Raw genomic sequence first — 18,655 nt, 5'->3', positions numbered from 1 at the left:
TACAAATGAAACAATTATCTAGTGCACAAGTCCGCCAAATGTGGCTTGATTTCTGGGCCAGTAAAGGCCACTCTGTAGAACCATCAGTTAGCTTGGTTCCCGTCAACGACCCAACACTTTTGTGGATCAACTCAGGGGTTGCTACCCTTAAGAAATACTTTGATGGAACCATTATTCCTGAAAACCCACGGATTACCAATGCGCAAAAAGCCATCCGTACCAACGATATCGAAAACGTAGGGAAAACTGCGCGTCACCATACCATGTTTGAAATGTTGGGGAACTTCTCTATCGGTGATTACTTCCGTGACGAAGCCATTACTTGGGCTTATGAGCTTTTGACAAGCCCTGAATGGTTTGACTTCCCAGCTGAAAAACTTTACATGACTTACTACCCAGCTGATACGGATTCTTACAACCGCTGGATTGAAGTGGGAGTAGATCCAAGTCATTTGATCCCAATCGAAGACAACTTCTGGGAAATCGGTGCCGGACCTTCTGGACCAGATACAGAAATCTTCTTCGACCGTGGTGAAGCATTTGACCCAGAAAATATCGGTATTCGACTTCTCGCAGAAGATATCGAAAACGATCGTTATATCGAGATCTGGAACATCGTTTTGTCACAATTTAATGCAGATCCAGCTGTACCTCGTAGCGAATACAAGGAATTGCCACACAAGAACATTGATACGGGCGCTGGTTTGGAGCGTTTGGTAGCCGTTATCCAAGGCGCTAAGACCAACTTTGAAACAGACCTATTTATGCCTATTATCCGCGAAGTTGAGAAGTTATCTGGTAAGGTTTATGACCAAGATGGCGACAACATGAGCTTCAAGGTCATCGCTGACCACATCCGTTCTCTTTCATTTGCTATTGGCGATGGTGCTCTCCCTGGAAATGAAGGCCGTGGTTATGTCCTTCGTCGTTTGCTCCGTCGTGCCTCTATGCATGGTCAAAAATTGGGTATCAATGAGCCTTTCCTTTACAAACTCGTTCCAACTGTTGGTAAGATCATGGAAAGCTACTACCCAGAAGTGCTCGAAAAACGTGACTTTATCGAAAAAATTGTCAAGAGCGAGGAAGAGTCATTTGCCCGCACTCTTCACTCAGGTCAACACTTTGCAGAAACTATCGTAGCAGACTTGAAAGAAAAAGGCCAAACGGTTATCGCTGGTCAGGATGTCTTCAAATTGTACGATACTTATGGATTCCCAGTAGAGCTGACAGAAGAAATCGCTGAAGAAGCAGGAATGACTGTAGACCGTGAAGGCTTTGAAGCAGCCATGAAAGAGCAGCAAGAACGTGCGCGTGCATCTGCTGTCAAAGGCGGATCTATGGGGATGCAAAATGAAACCCTTCAAAACATTACAGTTGAGAGTGTCTTCAACTACAATGCTAGCCAATTGCCTTCTAAGTTGGTGGCTATCGTAGCGGACAATGCAGAAGTAGAAGCTGTAGCTGAAGGAACTGCCTCACTGATCTTTGCAGAAACACCATTCTATGCTGAAATGGGTGGACAGGTAGCTGACCATGGTCAAATCTTGGATGCGGCAGGTAATGTCATAGCGACTGTGACAGACGTTCAAAAAGCACCAAATGGACAAGCACTCCATACTGTTGAAGTTCTTGCACCACTTACTTTGAACAAAGAATACACCTTGGCAATTGATACGAATCGTCGTCACCGTGTCATGAAGAACCACACAGCTACTCACTTGCTCCATGCGGCTCTTCACAATATCCTTGGCCACCATGCAACTCAAGCAGGTTCACTCAACGAAGTAGAATTCCTTCGCTTTGACTTTACCCATTTCCAAGCCGTAACTCCAGAAGAATTGCGTGCTATTGAGCAACAAGTCAATGAGAAGATCTGGGAAGCCATCGCAGTGGAGACTGTTGAGACTGATATCGACACAGCCAAAGAAATGGGAGCTATGGCCCTCTTTGGTGAGAAATACGGTAAAGAAGTCCGTGTTGTAACGATTGGTGACTACTCAGTTGAACTTTGTGGTGGTACTCACGTAGGTAACACTTCTGAAATCGGTCTCTTCAAGATTGTCAAGGAAGAAGGGATCGGCTCAGGAACTCGTCGTATCTTGGCAGTGACTGGTAAAGAAGCCTTCGAAGCCTACCGTGAACAAGAAGATGCACTGAAAGCCGTCGCAGCAACCTTGAAAGCTCCTCAACTCAAAGAAGTACCTCACAAGGTTGAAGGACTTCAAGAACAACTCCGTCAATTGCAAAAAGAAAATGCTGAATTGAAGGAAAAAGCAGCAGCAGCAGTGGCAGGTGATGTTTTCAAGAATGTTCAAGAAGCAAACGGACACCGTTACATTGCTAGCCAAGTTTCTGTATCAGATGCAGGTGCCCTTCGTACCTTTGCAGATAACTGGAAGCAAAAAGACTACTCAGACGTCCTTGTTCTTGTCGCAGCAATCGGTGACAAAGTTAATGTCCTTGTAGCCAGCAAGACAAAAGATGTGCACGCAGGTAATGTCATCAAAGAATTGGCTCCAATCGTCGATGGACGTGGTGGTGGTAAACCAGATATGGCCATGGCAGGAGGAAGCAACCAAGCGAAAATCCAAGAATTGTTGGATGCAGTAGCAGGTAAGTTGTAATTAAAAATACCTATCCATTTGGATAGGTATTTTTACATATAAAGCTCATATTAAGTCTCAATTTGCTTGATATAACCTTTAATAATTTGAGTTGCCTTTTTAATAACGAGATTATATAATATAAATATAAGTATAAGTAAGAAAATAAGATTTGATTGATTATAATTTTTGGAAACTATAAAAGGAGAAACCATGGCTTTAAAAATGTTTGATGTTATTCGGTACGAAGGAGAAAATACCAGAAATATACTTGCTTGGAGACATCCTAAAACGGATATTAAATCTGGTTCAACATTAATTGTTAACCCTGGACAATGTGCAATATTATTTTCAAATGGGAAAGAATTAGCTAGATTTAATGCAGGAAAGCATAAGATTGAAATCTCTGATACACAGTTATTGGATGAATTTAAAACCTTTGTCAGTGGTGGTGTTTTACAGAATTCATCAAATCTATGGTTCGTAAATTTGTATGATTTACAACCCATTGGTTGGGGAACTCCTTCAGCTATTTTAGTACGAGATCCAGAGACTGATATTCCTGTCGAATTGAAATTACATGGAAATTTTGTTCCTCGAATTGTAAACTTGGAAGCATTTTTATTGGAATTTATGCCAAGTCAGCCTGATCTTATTACAGTAGATATTTTTCAAAAACGCTTTAGGCAAGCTACCATTGGACTAATTAGTTCAGCTATTTCAAAAGTTGTCTATAGTAATCAGATTGCTGTTATTGATATTGAAATGCACAGCAATGAAATTGGTTCTGAACTATCTAAGATTTTAGAGAATCAGTTCGATAAGTATGGTATTCGTATTGAAGAATTTAATATTGAATCTCTAAAAGTTAATCAAGGATGTCAGGGATATAAAGATATTTTCAAATTCCATAAACAAATTGTAGATGCTAAAATTAAGACTACAAGTCGAGATATCGAAGGATATAACTATCAGGAGGAGCGAAAATTTGATATTCTAGAAGAAGCAGCGAAAAATGAAAATTCTGATGGAAAACTAATGGGTGTAGGTATGGAAGTTGCTATGGGTCTTGGAATAGGAGCTAAACTTAACAACCTTGTAGGAAATATCGAAGGACTTAACCAAGCTAATAATAGTTCCGAACAGAATCAATTCGATTCAAGTAAAGAGGATGCTTTAGCTAAGTTCTGTAGTCAGTGTGGGGCTGAATTTTCTGAAGAAGCTAAGTTTTGTTCTAATTGCGGTCAACCTAGATAAAGTTTAAATTTTAAAATAAAATGTGGGATGAAATATACATATGTCTTAAAAATCTTTATAATATTTTGATTCTATCATGTTTCTAATCCCAATCATTAGCTTATTTTGGGAGTTCTGTTTCTTTCAGAGTTCCCATTTTTTATACTGATACATATGTATTCTTTGTTTGAACATTAAATTTATGAAATTGTATCAATGTAGAAGGAAAATTAGAAAAACTAGACAGTTAAACAGTTAGGAAATTTATTATAGGAGGATATTGTGAATGTATCAAGTATTTCGTTTATTAAGTATACTTTTTATGGGATTAACAAGTGCAACATTTTTTATTTCACTATTGATTGCAACTCTATTTCTAGGATATGGTAAGCCGATTTTCTCAATAGTGACACCTATTATTTTTTCTTTATCAGGTTTCTTTTTGTCTTCCTTTGCATTTTATAGCTTTGGTGTTTTAGAAAATATAAAAATTAAAGTCAAAGCTTTGGATGAGATATATAATGGGAAAGCTCTTTATAGAGAATATATAGCAACTAGAGGAGAAGATAGGTGAAACAGTATATTAAGAATAATTGGAAAGAAGTCTTTCATTGGTTAATTTCAAATATAGTAATACTCTGTTTTGTAGTTCTATCACTAGCTATCTTTGCTCTCGAAGATGAACCAACTAATGTTATTTTAAAAAATCTTGATTTTATACTCTTGGGGAAGGTTATCGGGATTCCTATTGTTATAAGTTTAGTGTTTTTAGCATTCCAAAATATTTCTTATGTCGTTATTGCCTTAATTATTTTATTCTTATTCCGAAAAACAATTAAAGATTCCTTTTCCTTGAAAAAGTTGAAACAAAAGAATCTACTTCAAATGCTTGTTTTAATTACTTTTTCATCACTTTTTGAACAAGTAAAATCCAGGGAATGGTCTATCCGATTTTTATTTCTTTTAATTCCTTGGTATTTGCTTAATTTGATTGTGATATTGATCCTAACTTACCGAGAATCAAAGAGAGAAGAGGAAATTAAGACACAAAAACAGATACAAGCATTATTCACCTTATTAGAAAAGCATAAGATTCATAAAAACACCTATCCTGTTATTTGTCCATCATGCAGTGGGGAGAATTTGCTTGACTTAGGTCAGGGTAAATCATGTGATTATTGTGGTGCATGGTTATCTAGAAAGGAAGTATAAATGAGACGCTATCGTTTAATGATATCAAAATTTGTTTATCCGCTAGTATCTTTCATTTGTATTGTTTCGGGATTGAAATTTTATCAGTCCATAGATAAGGAAATAAGATGGTTATTAGGAAAAAAAGAAGGATTACTTCACGATTTCTACTTTATGTGGCTTTTGATAGTTACAATTTTATTCATATTATTTTTCTTATTTATTGTCATATCATTTATTTTATTTTTAATACAACCAAGGATGAAACAATATAATAAAAGTTTGATGACAGTTCTTGAATTTGAAGAACTTGAAGAAGATGTTATAGAAACAAAGGGAAAAGTATTACAAGATCAATTATCTTATAGATTGTCAGCAAAACGGGCCTACTGTCCTAATTGTCATACATCAACAGATGGAGTAATTGGAACTAACTTAACTTGTGAAAACTGTGGTGAAACATTTATCGTTTCTTAATAAGAGTTTGATATACTTTATTTGAATATGATAAAAAGCAACAACTTAATAAGTTGTTGCTTTTTTGATAATGATCTTTATTTTTAAACAATACCTTGGGCAATCATAGCATTTGCTACGTTTTCAAAGGCTGCAATATTTGCACCTGCAAGGTAGTCAGTACCAAGACCGTATGTTTCTGCAGTTGTTTTAGCTGTGTTGAAGATGTTAGTCATAATATCTTTCAAGCGACCGTCAACTTCTTCACGTGTCCATGAAAGGCGAAGGCTGTTTTGGCTCATTTCAAGAGCAGATACAGCTACCCCACCAGCATTAGCAGCTTTGGCAGGTCCATAAAGGATTCCGTTTTCTTTGTAGACTTTGATAGCTTCAAGGTCGCTAGGCATGTTAGCACCTTCAGACAAACAGATAACACCTTGTGCAACCAAGCGTTTCGCAGCTTCACCGTTGATCTCGTTTTGAGTCGCACATGGAAGAGCGATATCGTAGTTACCAGTGTAAGTCCATACAGAACCTTCATAATAAGTAGCAGTAGGTTTTTCTGCAGCGTACTCAGTTAAACGAGCACGACGGTTGTTTTTAACGTCTGACAAAAGGTCGAAGTCGATACCATTTTCATCAATGACATAACCATTTGAGTCAGATACAGAAATAACTGTAGCACCAAGTTCAGTTGCTTTTTGAAGCGCGTATTGAGCTACGTTACCAGAACCTGAAATCACCACTTTCTTACCAGCAAAGCTGTTTCCGTTAGCTTTAAGCATTTCTTCAGTGTAGTAAACCAAACCGTAACCAGTTGCTTCTGGACGAATCAGGCTACCACCAAATCCAAGAGGTTTACCAGTCAAGACACCAGCATCAAATTGGTTGAGGCGTTTGTATTGTCCGTAAAGGTAACCAATTTCACGTCCACCGACACCGATATCACCAGCAGGTACGTCAAGAGATGGTCCGATGTATTTTTGCAATTCAGTCATGAAGCTTTGGCAGAAGCGCATCACTTCAGCATCAGTTTTGCCTTTAGGATCGAAGTCGGATCCACCTTTACCTCCACCGATTGGAAGTCCAGTCAAAACGTTTTTAAAGATTTGTTCGAAGCCGAGGAATTTCAAGATCCCTTGGTTTACAGTTGGGTGGAAACGAAGTCCGCCTTTATATGGTCCAACAGCAGAGTTAAATTGAACACGGTAACCACGGTTAACTTGAACTTTTCCATCACGGTCAACCCAAGGAACACGGAAAGAAATTACGCGCTCAGGTTCAGTGATACGTGCCAAGATGTTTTCTTCAATATACTCAGGGTGTTTTTCAAAGACAGGTTCCAAAGTGCTGAAGAATTCTTCAACCGCCTGGAGAAATTCAGCCTCATGCCCGTTACGAGCTTTTACAGTTTCAAACACGCTTTGGATATATTCTTTAGCAGATGTCATATCGTTCTCCTTTTTTTGTTGTCATATTTTATTACATGAGACATTATAGCAGAAAAAATTTTCAGTGTAAAGAAAAAAACATAAATTTTCTAAAAATTCTTTCAATTTGAATAAGCTAGTTTTATTAGTTGAATTAGAAACCTTTTTATAGGGTTAGTTTTATTAAAAGGCTCCTGCCAAAGTATGGTATAATAATAAAGAAATAATGGATTTTGGAGGAATAGAATCATGGTATCAACGAAAACACAGATTGCTGGTTTTGAGTTTGATAATTGCTTGATGAATGCAGCAGGTGTTGCTTGTATGACAATTGAGGAATTGGAAGGTGTCAAAAATTCAGCAGCAGGAACCTTTGTCACCAAGACTGCAACCTTGGAATTTCGTCAGGGAAATCCTGAACCACGCTATCAAGATGTTCCACTTGGTTCTATTAACTCTATGGGGCTCCCAAATAATGGTTTAGACTATTACTTGAACTACCTTTTGGAATTGCAAGAAAAGGAACCAAATCGTACCTTCTTTCTCTCTTTAGTTGGGATGTCTCCAGAGGAAACTCATACCATCTTGAGGAAGGTTCAAGAAAGTGATTTTCGTGGTTTAACCGAACTCAATCTCTCATGCCCAAATGTTCCAGGTAAGCCTCAGATTGCCTATGATTTTGAAACAACAGACCGTATCTTGTCAGAAGTCTTTGCCTACTTTACAAAACCTCTTGGAATTAAGCTTCCACCTTATTTTGATATTGTTCACTTTGACCAGGCAGCAGAAATTTTCAACAAATATCCACTCAAATTCGTCAACTGTGTCAACTCTATTGGAAATGGTCTTTATATAGAAGATGAGTCTGTCGTGATTCGTCCTAAGAACGGCTTTGGTGGAATTGGTGGAGAATACATTAAACCAACTGCTCTTGCCAATGTCCATGCCTTTTATCAACGCTTAAATCCTCAAATTCAAATCATCGGAACTGGTGGAGTATTAACGGGGCGTGATGCCTTTGAACATATCCTATGTGGTGCCAGCATGGTACAAGTAGGAACTACTCTTCATAAAGAAGGTGTAGGTGCTTTTGAACGTATTACAAAGGAACTCAAAGAAATTATGACGGAAAAAGGATACCAAAGCCTAGAGGATTTCCGTGGAAAATTGAATTATATGGATTAAAAAGAAACTAAATTAAAAAGAAAGGAGAATAAATGCTAGCCATAGAAGAAAGTCGAAAGCTATCCTTAGCGAACCTTCCTAGTTTGACCCTGTTTACAGGAACTGATCAAGGACAGTATGACGTCATGAAAGCACAAGTTCTAAAGCAAATCGGATATGATCCTGCAGATTTGAATTTTGCTTATTTTGACATGAAAGAAGTAGACTACAAAAGCTTGGAGCTAGAGTTGGTCAGTCTTCCTTTCTTTGCGGATGAAAAAATTGTTATTTTAGATCATTTTCTCGATATTACAACTGCTAAAAAACGCTATCTAACTGATGATGAGCTAAAGGCCTTTGAAGACTATCTGGAAAATCCTGTACCCTCAAGTAAATTAGTAATCTTTGCTGAAGGCAAGTTAGATAGCAAGAGACGTTTGGTCAAATTACTTAAGCGTGATGCGACAGTATTTGAGGCTCTTGAACCTAAAGAGCAAGAGTTGCGAGCCTATTTTCAAAAGTTGGCTCAGGAACAGGGACTTACTTTTGATGGAAATTCCTTTGAACAGTTGCTTATCAAATCTAGTTTTCAATTCAGTGAAATTCAGAAAAACCTGCTCTTCTTACTGTCTTATAAGGATAGTGGTTTGATAACAGAAGAAGATATTGTTGAAGCCATTCCAAAGACTTTACAGGATAATATTTTTGATTTGACCCAATTAATATTAACTAAGAAAATTGATCAGGCACGAGATTTAGTTAAAGATTTGACCTTACAGGGTGAAGATGAGATTAAACTGATTGCCATTATGCTGGGGCAGTTTAGACTCTATACACAGGTAAAAATATTGCAAGAGTCTGGTCAGACAGAATCACAGATGGTCAGCGGTTTGGGGCACTATCTTGGTCGCAATCCGAATCCCTATCAAATCAAATTTGCTCTTCGTGATACGCGAGGATTGTCCCTGAAATTCCTGCAGGATTCTATTCGTTATCTCATCCAGGCAGATTATCAAATTAAGACTGGTGTTTACGAAAAAGGGTACTTGTTTGAGAAAGCTTTATTGCAGATTGCGAGCCAGTCAAATTGAGCAAATAACTTGAAAAAAAAGGTTGTTTGCGTTATCATTTTTATATAGAAAGAAAAAGAGGTATTACAAATGGCTATTATCTTACCAGATCTTCCATACGCTTACGATGCATTGGAACCATATATTGATGCTGAAACAATGCATTTACACCATGACAAACATCACCAAGCATATGTAAATAACGCAAATGCAGCTCTTGAAAAACACCCTGAAATCGGTGAAGACCTTGAAGCTTTGCTTGCAGATGTTGAATCTATCCCTGCAGATATTCGTCAAGCGCTTATCAATAATGGTGGTGGTCACTTGAACCATGCTCTTTTCTGGGAATTGATGACCCCTGAAAAAACAGCTCCTTCAGCAGAACTTGCAGCAGCAATCGATGAAGCTTTTGGTTCATTCGAAGAATTCCAAGCAGCATTTACTGCAGCAGCAACTACTCGTTTCGGTTCTGGATGGGCATGGTTGGTTGTTAACAAAGAAGGTAAACTTGAAGTGACTTCAACAGCAAACCAAGATACACCAATCTCAGAAGGTAAAAAACCAATCTTGGGCTTGGACGTTTGGGAACATGCCTACTACGTGAAATACCGCAACGTGCGTCCTGACTACATCAAAGCTTTCTTCTCAGTTATCAACTGGAACAAAGTAGACGAGCTTTACGCAGCAGCTAAATAATCGCATTTGATAACACCCCTTTTTAGTTGGATTTTGGGTCTAGCTTTAAAGGTGTTTTTTTGTTTCCTTTTTTAGAAGTAACTGTCTCATGATTTTCCTTTGTTGGATAGGCTTTATTTATGGTATAATGATAAGATAGAAATCGAAGGAGAAATCATGAATATTCAACAATTACGCTACGTTGTTGCTATTGCAAATAGTGGTACTTTTCGTGAAGCGGCTGAGAAAATGTACGTTAGCCAACCCAGTCTATCTATTTCTGTAAGAGACTTGGAAAAAGAGCTAGGTTTCAAGATTTTCCGTAGAACTAGTTCGGGTACATTTCTTACTCGTCGTGGAATGGAATTTTATGAAAAGGCCCAAGAGTTGGTTAAAGGATTTGATATTTTCCAGAACCAGTATGCCAATCCTGAAGAGGAAAAGGATGAGTTTTCAATAGCCAGCCAGCACTATGATTTCTTGCCACCGACTATCACAACTTTTTCTCAACGGTATCCAGACTATAAAAATTTCCGTATTTTTGAATCTACAACTGTTCAGATTTTGGATGAAGTAGCCCAAGGTCATAGTGAGATTGGGATTATTTACCTTAACAATCAAAACCAAAAGGGTATCATGCAACGGGTTGAAAAGTTAGGCCTTGAAGTGATTGAGTTGATTCCTTTCCAGACGCATATCTATCTTCGTGAAGGACACCCCTTAGCCAAGAAAAAAGAGTTGGTTATGGAGGATTTGGCAGATTTACCAACAGTTCGATTCACGCAAGAAAAGGATGAATATCTCTATTACTCAGAAAACTTTGTGGATACAAGTGCCAGCTCTCAGATGTTTAACGTAACAGATCGCGCTACTTTAAATGGAATTCTTGAAAGAACAAATGCTTATGCGACTGGTTCTGGATTCTTAGATAGCGATAGCGTTAACGGGATCACCGTTATTCCACTAAATGATAATCTCAATAATCGTATGGTTTATGTGAAACGTGAGGAAGTAGACTTGAGTCAAGCAGGGACTTTATTTGTAGAGGTCATGCAAGAGTATTTTGATCAGAAGAGGAAAGCATGAAAAAAAGAGGAATAGTAGCAGGAATTATAGCTGCCTTGATTGTATTGGATCAATTGGTAAAGGCTTATGTCGTTCAGAATATTGCTCTAGGTGAAGTTAAATCATGGATCCCAAATCTAGTTAGTTTAACCTATCTGCAAAATAGGGGTGCAGCTTTTTCTATGCTTCAAGATCAACAGTGGTTTTTTGCGGTGATTACTCTAGTAGTTATGGCAGGGGCTATCTGGTATTTGCACAAGCATATAGAAGATTCCGTCTGGACAGTCTTTGGATTGGTTCTGATTATTGCAGGTGGTCTGGGAAACTTCATTGATCGCATTAGCCAAGGATTTGTCGTTGATATGTTTCACTTAGATTTTATCAATTTTGCGATTTTCAATGTGGCTGATAGTTATCTGACAGTAGGGGTCGTTGTGTTATTGCTTGCAATGCTAAAAGAGGAAATGAATGGAAATTAAAATTGAAACGGGTGGGATACGCCTAGATAAGGCTTTGTCAGAATTGACAGAATTGTCTCGTAGTCTCGCCAATGAACAAATCAAGTCTGGTCAAGTCTTGGTCAACGGCCAGGTCAAGAAAGCCAAGTATACGGTCCAAGAAGGAGATATGATCACTTATCAAATTCCCGAACCAGAGGTTTTGGAGTATGTAGCAGAGGATATTCCTTTAGAAATTATTTACCAAGATGAGGATGTAGCAGTAGTTAATAAACCTCAAGGAATGGTCGTTCATCCAAGTGCTGGTCATACCAGTGGTACCTTGGTGAATGCCCTTATGTATCATATTAAGGACTTATCAGGAATTAATGGTGTGCTGCGTCCAGGGATTGTCCATCGTATCGATAAGGACACATCTGGGCTTCTCATGATTGCTAAAAATGATGAATCGCATTTAGTACTTGCTCAAGAATTGAAAGACAAAAAATCTCTTCGAAAATATTGGGCCATCGTTCATGGGAATCTTCCAAATGACAGAGGTGTCATTGAGGCGCCGATTGGTCGTAGCGAAAAAGACCGCAAGAAACAAGCTGTGACTGCTAAAGGAAAACCAGCAGTGACACGTTTCCAAGTCTTGGAACGCTTTGGTGATTATACTTTGCTGGAATTGCAGCTGGAAACAGGACGTACTCACCAGATCCGTGTTCACATGGCTTATATCGGTCATCCTGTCGCTGGTGATGAGGTTTATGGACCTCGTAAAACCCTAAAGGGACATGGGCAATTTCTCCATGCCAAGACGCTTGGTTTTACCCATCCAAGAACTGGTGAAACTATGGAATTTACTTCAGATATTCCAGAAATATTCAAGCAAACCTTGGAAAAACTTAGAAATGAACAATAAAAAAAGGACTCAATTGAGTCCTTTTTATTTGCGTTTTTTCTTAGCTTTTTTCATTTTGTTGGCCATGCGTTTCATGGATTGCTTCATAGCAAATTCACCGATTTTACCCTTGAGACCTCCACCAAGCATCTGGCTCATATCAGGCATTCCGGCTCCTCCAAGAGCAGACATATCCGGCATACCACCTTGTCCCATCATACCTTCAAGGGCTGACATATCCATGCCACCAGGCATGTTTTTAGGAAGGTTGTTAGGGTTGATGCCCATTTGCTTCATCATCTTGTTCATGTCACCAGACATGACACCTTGCATGAGTTGTTTGGCTTGGTTAAAGTCTTTGATGAACTTGTTGACATCGATAAAGGTATTACCAGAACCAGCTGCAATACGACGACGACGGCTTGGAGTGAGCAAATCTGGATTTTCACGTTCTTCAGGAGTCATAGATGAGACGATGGCACGTTTGCGAGCAATTTGTTTTTCATCCACCTTCATATTTTGAAGGGCAGGATTGTTGGCCATACCAGGAATCATCTTGAGCAAATCTTCCATTGGCCCCATATTTTGCACCTGATCCAACTGATCGATGAAATCGTTGAAATCAAAGGTGTTTTCCCGCATCTTTTCAGCCATTTCAAGGGCTTTCTGCTCATCGTATTCTTGGGAAGCTTTCTCAATCAGAGTCAGCATATCTCCCATGCCGAGAATACGGCTGGCCATACGGTCAGGGTGGAAGGTTTCAATATCAGTAATCTTTTCACCAGTACCAGTGAACTTGATTGGTTTTCCTGTGATATGACGAACAGAGAGGGCCGCACCACCACGAGTGTCCCCGTCAATCTTGGTAAGAATGACACCGGTAACTTCTAATTGAGCGTTAAATTCTCGCGCAACGTTAGCAGCTTCTTGACCAATCATGGCATCGATGACGAGAAGGATTTCATTTGGTTGAGCAAGAGCTTTAACATCACGAAGCTCATTCATGAGAAGCTCGTCGATTTGTAAACGACCAGCCGTATCAATCAAGACATAGTCGTTATGGTTGGCTTTAGCTTGCTCCAAACCTTGGCGAACAATCTCCACTGCAGGAACTTCAGTTCCAAGAGCAAAGACAGGAACATCAATTTGTTGTCCTAGTGTTTTAAGCTGGTCAATAGCAGCAGGACGATAGATGTCGGCCGCAATCATCAGAGGACGAGCATCCTCTTCCTTTTTGAGTTTGTTAGCAAGTTTTCCAGCGAAGGTTGTTTTACCAGCCCCTTGCAAACCTACCATCATGATAATAGTTGGGATTTTTGGAGACTTGATAATCTCAGCTGTGTCTGAACCAAGAACTTCCGTCAATTCTTCATTAACAACCTTGATGATTTGTTGAGCTGGATTGAGGGTATCAATGACTTCATGCCCGACCGCGCGTTCACGAATTTTTTTGATAAAATCCTTAACTACAGGCAAAGCAACGTCGGCTTCTAAAAGAGCCAGACGAATTTCCTTGGTTGCTTCTTGGATATCACTCTCTGTGATTTTTCCTTTTTTACGTAGATTTTTAAAGACGTTCTGCAAACGTTCTGTTAAATTTTCAAATGCCATATTTATTCCTCTTATTCTCTATTGTCAATACTTGTTAAAATCTCAATTTGCTCTTGGAGAAAAGCATCTTCTGGATAGCGCTCAATGATCTGATCAAAAATCTGACTGCGGACAATGTAGTCAGAGTACATATGAAGCTTCATCTCATAGTCTTCCAGTATCTTTTCTGTTCGTTTGATATTATCATAAACAGCCTGACGACTAACACCGAATTCTTCAGCGATTTCAGCTAAACTATAGTCGTCTGCATAGTAGAGCTCGATATAGTTCATCTGCTTATCAGTCAAAAGTGCTGCATAAAATTCAAACAGAGCATTCATTCGATTGGTTTTTTCAATTTCCATAAGATTTATTATACCAAAAAATAGCCTGAACCGCTAGTAATGGATTGATTTTAAACACAAGTCAGAAAAAGGACTTTTAACGGTTATTTCCTGACTATGACTCTATTTTTTGGTATAATGGAGTGTATTATAATGTTTTAGAAAGAGGTTCTTATGAGAGAATTAGAAACCGTGTTAGAGCAACGTTTTGGGCTTGTTTTTTCAGATAAACAATTACTTGAAACTGCTTTTACTCACACTAGTTACGCCAATGAGCACCGCCTCTTAAAAATTTCACACAATGAACGCTTGGAATTTTTAGGAGACGCTGTTCTGCAATTATTGATTTCAGAATATCTGTACAAAAAATATCCTAAAAAACCAGAAGGTGACCTGTCTAAACTCCGTGCCATGATTGTACGTGAAGAGAGTTTGGCTGGTTTTGCCCGTGACTGCCAGTTTGATCAGTTTATCATGCTAGGAAAGGGAGAGGAAAAATCTGGAGGCCGTAATCGAGATACCATCTTGGGAGATGCTTTCGAAGCCTTCTTGGGTGCCCTGCTTTTAGATAAGGATCTACTTACGGTAAAAGAGTTTATCTACCAGGTCATGATACCTAAGGTTGAGGCTGGTGATTTTGAGATGATTAAAGACTACAAGACCCACCTCCAAGAATTACTCCAAGTCAATGGTGATGTTGATATTCGTTATCAGGTGATTTCAGAGATCGGACCTGCCCACGATAAGATGTTTGAGGTTGAAGTCCTTGTCAAGGGTCAAAGTTTAGGTAGGGGTCAAGGACGATCAAAAAAATTGGCCGAACAAGAAGCCGCTAAAAATGCAGTTGAGGAAGGACTGGATTCATGTATTTAAAGGAAATTGAGATTCAGGGATTTAAGTCCTTTGCTGATAAGACCAAGGTTGTTTTTGACCAGGGAGTTACAGCGGTTGTAGGACCAAATGGTTCTGGAAAATCTAACATCACAGAAAGTTTACGCTGGGCTCTTGGGGAATCCAGTGTCAAAAGTCTTCGTGGTGGCAAGATGCCTGATGTTATCTTTGCAGGGACAGAAAGTAGAAAACCATTAAACTATGCTTCTGTAGTTGTTACTCTAGATAATAAGGACGGTTTCATCAAGGATGCAGGACAGGAAATCAAGGTGGAGCGTCATATCTATCGTACTGGGGATAGTGAATACAAGATTGATGGGAAAAAAGTCCGTCTTCGTGATATTCATGATCTTTTCTTAGATACCGGACTTGGGCGCGACTCCTTCTCCATTATTTCCCAAGGGAAGGTCGAAGAAATCTTTAACTCTAAACCTGAGGAACGCCGTGCTATCTTTGAAGAAGCAGCTGGAGTTTTAAAATATAAAACTCGTCGCAAAGAGACAGAAAGTAAACTCCAACAAACTCAAGACAATTTAGACCGCTTGGAAGATATCATCTATGAGTTAGACAATCAAATCAAGCCCTTAGAAAAGCAAGCAGCAACAGCTCGTAAATTTATGGACTTGGACGGTCAGCGTAAAGCCATCTACTTAGATGTTTTAGTTGCACAAATTCAAGCCAATAAGGCTGAATTGGATCTAACAGAAGAAGAATTAAACCAAGTTCAAGAACTGTTGACTAGTTATTATCAAAAACGCGAGTCACTAGAACTTGAAAATCAATCTCTCAAGAAGCAGAGACAAGATTTACAAGCAGAGATGGCTAAAGATCAAACTAGTTTGATGGATTTGACTAGTTTAATCAGTGATTTAGAACGTAAGTTAGCTTTATCTAAACTAGAAACTGAGCAGGTTGCTCTCAATCAACAAGAGGCTCAAGCTCGTTTAGCTAGTTTGGATGAAAAGAGAAATGCTCTTATTCAAGAGAAGGAAGAAAAAGAAGCAAATCTCAGTCAGTTAGAAGAAAATCTAGCAGTCAATACCAAGGAGCTCAATCGTTTAGAAGCTGAGTTAGAAGCATTTTCTGATGATCCTGATCAGATGATTGAGCAACTGCGTGAGCGCTTTGTTGCTTTCTTGCAGGAAGAAGCAGATGTCTCTAACCAGTTGACACGGATTGAAAATGATCTTGAAAATAGTCGCCAACAGACTCAAAAGCAAGAAGAACAATTGGAGTCCTTGAAAGAACAATTAGCTTCTGCTAAATCTAAGGCTAGTGAGCAAGAAACTGCTCTTAAATCAGCAAAAGAAAAAGTGCAGACCTTGCTTGCTGACTATCAGACGCATGTTAAACAGGAAGAAGAACAAAAGCAGGCTTATCAAAGTCAGCAAAATCAACTTTTTGACCGTTTGGATAGTCTGAAAAACAAGCAGGCCAAGGCGCAAAGTCTGGAAAACATTCTTAAAAACCATAGTAATTTCTATGCGGGTGTTAAGAGTGTTCTACAAGAAAAAGATCGCCTGGGCGGTATTGTCGGAGCGGTCAGTGAACATTTAACTTTTGATGTTCGTTATCAAACAGCTCTTGAAATTGCCCTCGGGGCAAGTAGCCAACATATCATCGTTGAAGATGAAGAGGCTGCGACTAAGGCTATCGACTTCCTTAAGCGAAACCGAGCTGGTCGTGCGACCTTCCTGCCTTTAACAACTATTAAGGCTCGTAGCATTTCTAGTCAGAACCAAGATGTGATTGCCTCAAGTCCAGGTTTTCTTGGAATGGCAGATGAACTGGTTACTTTTGATGCCAAGCATGAAGCTATTTTTAAAAACTTGCTTGCTACAACAGCTATCTTTGATACGGTAGAGCATGCGCGTGATGCAGCTCGTAAGGTACGTTATCAGGTTCGAATGGTAACGCTAGATGGTACAGAATTGCGAACAGGTGGTTCTTATGCGGGTGGTGCCAATCGTCAAAATAACAGTATTTTCATCAAGCCTGAATTAGAACAGTTGCAAAAAGAGATTGCTCAAGAAGAAAAACTTCTTCGTCAAGAGGAAGAAAATCTGAAATCTGTTCAAGAAGGCTTGACAGCCCTCAGTCAAACTTTGGAGACTATTAAGTCTCAAGGAGAGCAAGCTCGAATAGAGGAGCAAGGCTTATATCTGGCTTATCAACAAACTTGCCAACAAGTCGAAGAACTCGAAACACTTTTAGAACTTCAGGAAAAAGAATTAAACAATCTAAGAGGTGGAGATTGGCAAACTGAAAAAGAAAAATGCCAAGAACGTCTTGCAGTTATTTCAACTGAAAAGCAAAAGCTGGAGTCTGAGATTGAAGAAATCAAGTCCAATAAAAATGCGATTCAAGAACGTTACCAAAACTTGCAGGATAAACTTTCCCAAGAACGTCTGCTCAAAACAGAAATGATAGGGCGAAAACGTTACGAAGTTGCGGATATTGAACGGATTAACAAAGAGCTTGAATACCTTGATATGGAGCAAGATGAAATCGAACGCCTTCTCCAAGAAAAGGTAGACAATCTTGAAAAGGTTGATACGGAACTTTTGACTAAGCAGGAAACAGAAGCTAAGAATCAGAAGGAAGAAATTCAACAAGGGCTCATTCGTAAGCAGTTTGAACTGGATGATATTGAAGGTCAATTGGATGATATAGCTAGTCATTTAGAACAAGCTCGTCAGCAAAATGAGGAATGGATTCGTAAACAAACTCGAGCGGAAGCAACCAAAGAGAAGATTACGGACCGCCTTCGCTATCTTCAAGGTCAACTGACTGAAGAATACCAGATTAGTTATACGGAAGCTTTAGAACAAGCCAATCCGTTAGAAGATTTGGCTGTCGCTGAACAAGAGGTCAAGGATTTAGAAAAATCTATCCGTTCACTTGGTCCAGTCAATTTGGATGCTATTGAACAGTTTGACGAAGTTCACGAACGCTTGGAATTCTTAAATAGTCAGCGTGATGACATTCTTTCTGCCAAAAATCTTCTTCTTGAAACCATTACAGAGATGAATGATGAAGTGAAGGAACGATTCAAATCAACCTTTGAAGCTATTCGTGAATCCTTCAAAGTAACCTTCAAGCAGATGTTTGGTGGTGGTCAAGCGGACCTAATCCTGACCGAGGGAGATTTATTGACAGCAGGTGTTGAAATCTCTGTTCAACCTCCTGGTAAGAAAATCCAATCTCTCAACCTCATGAGTGGTGGAGAGAAGGCTTTGTCAGCTCTTGCATTGCTCTTCTCAATCATTCGTGTCAAGACCATTCCATTTGTTATTTTGGATGAAGTAGAGGCTGCACTCGATGAAGCTAACGTTAAACGCTTTGGGGATTATCTTAACCGTTTTGACAAGGATAGCCAGTTTATCGTTGTTACCCACCGTAAGGGAACCATGGCAGCAGCAGATTCTATTTATGGGGTAACCATGCAAGAATCTGGTGTTTCTAAGATTGTATCTGTTAAACTAAAAGATTTAGAGAATATGGATGCTTAGTTTGTTTTCAATATAACATTTCAAGCTAGAGCATGTAGAATGACCTTCAAGAAGTCGGAAAGGTTACAAAAATAAATTGAGGAGCTT

16 protein-coding genes are annotated in these 18,655 nt (G+C 39.0%); 13 read left to right on the top strand and 3 right to left on the bottom strand.

Annotated elements, in window-relative coordinates:
- The first annotated feature begins 5 nt into the window (after positions 1-5).
- From alaS to ACLNCS_RS00740, 5 genes are all read left to right on the top strand, one after another.
- Positions 6-2,624, top strand: a complete 2,619-nt coding sequence (gene alaS, locus ACLNCS_RS00760; protein ID WP_004252578.1) for an alanine--tRNA ligase — start codon at positions 6-8, stop codon at positions 2,622-2,624.
- Positions 2,625-2,816: 192 nt separating this feature from the next.
- Positions 2,817-3,860 carry an SPFH domain-containing protein gene (locus ACLNCS_RS00755; RefSeq protein ID WP_025170559.1) on the top strand — a complete coding sequence of 348 codons (1,044 nt, stop codon included), beginning with the start codon at positions 2,817-2,819 and terminating at the stop codon, positions 3,858-3,860.
- Positions 3,861-4,125: 265 nt separating this feature from the next.
- Positions 4,126-4,413, top strand: coding sequence for a hypothetical protein (locus ACLNCS_RS00750; RefSeq protein ID WP_004252581.1), 288 nt, complete (start codon positions 4,126-4,128; stop codon positions 4,411-4,413).
- Positions 4,410-5,051 carry a hypothetical protein gene (locus tag ACLNCS_RS00745; protein ID WP_424846720.1) on the top strand — a complete coding sequence of 214 codons (642 nt, stop codon included), beginning with the start codon at positions 4,410-4,412 and terminating at the stop codon, positions 5,049-5,051. Before ACLNCS_RS00750 ends, ACLNCS_RS00745 begins: the two co-directional genes overlap by 4 nt.
- Positions 5,052-5,507: a hypothetical protein gene (locus ACLNCS_RS00740; RefSeq protein WP_025170560.1), complete on the top strand. Its 456-nt coding sequence runs from the start codon at positions 5,052-5,054 to the stop codon at positions 5,505-5,507.
- Positions 5,508-5,590: 83 nt separating this feature from the next.
- Here the strand turns inward: ACLNCS_RS00740 and gdhA are convergent, their stop codons facing one another.
- Positions 5,591-6,937 carry an NADP-specific glutamate dehydrogenase gene (gene gdhA / locus ACLNCS_RS00735; RefSeq protein ID WP_424846718.1) on the bottom strand — a complete coding sequence of 449 codons (1,347 nt, stop codon included), beginning with the start codon at positions 6,935-6,937 and terminating at the stop codon, positions 5,591-5,593.
- A gap of 228 nt (positions 6,938-7,165) precedes the next feature.
- Here gdhA and ACLNCS_RS00730 point away from each other — a divergent pair, with 228 nt between their 5' ends.
- From ACLNCS_RS00730 to ACLNCS_RS00705, 6 genes are all read left to right on the top strand, one after another.
- Positions 7,166-8,101: a dihydroorotate oxidase gene (locus ACLNCS_RS00730; protein ID WP_004252587.1), complete on the top strand. Its 936-nt coding sequence runs from the start codon at positions 7,166-7,168 to the stop codon at positions 8,099-8,101.
- 32 nt (positions 8,102-8,133) lie between these two features.
- Positions 8,134-9,171, top strand: a complete 1,038-nt coding sequence (gene holA, locus ACLNCS_RS00725; RefSeq protein WP_004252589.1) for a DNA polymerase III subunit delta — start codon at positions 8,134-8,136, stop codon at positions 9,169-9,171.
- 69 nt (positions 9,172-9,240) lie between these two features.
- Positions 9,241-9,846: a superoxide dismutase SodA gene (gene sodA, locus ACLNCS_RS00720; RefSeq protein ID WP_004252591.1), complete on the top strand. Its 606-nt coding sequence runs from the start codon at positions 9,241-9,243 to the stop codon at positions 9,844-9,846.
- 156 nt (positions 9,847-10,002) lie between these two features.
- Positions 10,003-10,911: a LysR family transcriptional regulator gene (locus ACLNCS_RS00715; RefSeq protein ID WP_004252592.1), complete on the top strand. Its 909-nt coding sequence runs from the start codon at positions 10,003-10,005 to the stop codon at positions 10,909-10,911.
- On the top strand, positions 10,908-11,369 hold the full coding sequence (lspA, locus tag ACLNCS_RS00710; protein ID WP_070459565.1) for a signal peptidase II: 462 nt from the start codon (positions 10,908-10,910) through the stop codon (positions 11,367-11,369). The genes ACLNCS_RS00715 and lspA overlap by 4 nt, the downstream gene beginning before the upstream one ends.
- Positions 11,359-12,252, top strand: coding sequence for an RluA family pseudouridine synthase (locus ACLNCS_RS00705; protein ID WP_070459560.1), 894 nt, complete (start codon positions 11,359-11,361; stop codon positions 12,250-12,252). Before lspA ends, ACLNCS_RS00705 begins: the two co-directional genes overlap by 11 nt.
- A 24-nt stretch (positions 12,253-12,276) precedes the next feature.
- Here ACLNCS_RS00705 and ffh read toward each other — a convergent pair whose 3' ends face one another.
- Positions 12,277-13,842: a signal recognition particle protein gene (gene ffh / locus ACLNCS_RS00700; protein ID WP_070459557.1), complete on the bottom strand. Its 1,566-nt coding sequence runs from the start codon at positions 13,840-13,842 to the stop codon at positions 12,277-12,279.
- 11 nt (positions 13,843-13,853) lie between these two features.
- The gene (locus ACLNCS_RS00695) at positions 13,854-14,186 is read right to left on the bottom strand and encodes a putative DNA-binding protein (protein WP_045615678.1); all 333 of its coding nucleotides are present in this window, start codon (positions 14,184-14,186) and stop codon (positions 13,854-13,856) included.
- A 153-nt stretch (positions 14,187-14,339) separates the two neighbouring features.
- Here ACLNCS_RS00695 and rnc point away from each other — a divergent pair, with 153 nt between their 5' ends.
- On the top strand, positions 14,340-15,038 hold the full coding sequence (gene rnc, locus ACLNCS_RS00690) for a ribonuclease III (protein WP_070459554.1): 699 nt from the start codon (positions 14,340-14,342) through the stop codon (positions 15,036-15,038).
- Positions 15,029-18,568, top strand: coding sequence for a chromosome segregation protein SMC (gene smc / locus ACLNCS_RS00685; protein ID WP_424846712.1), 3,540 nt, complete (start codon positions 15,029-15,031; stop codon positions 18,566-18,568). The genes rnc and smc overlap by 10 nt, the downstream gene beginning before the upstream one ends.
- Positions 18,569-18,655 lie beyond the last annotated feature (87 nt).

Source organism: Streptococcus sp. CL9.43 (assembly GCF_049737935.1).
GTDB classification, from domain to species: Bacteria; Bacillota; Bacilli; order Lactobacillales; family Streptococcaceae; genus Streptococcus; species Streptococcus infantis_I.
Note: the sequence above shows the minus strand (reverse complement) of the source record. Positions and strands in the feature narration are given on the sequence as shown.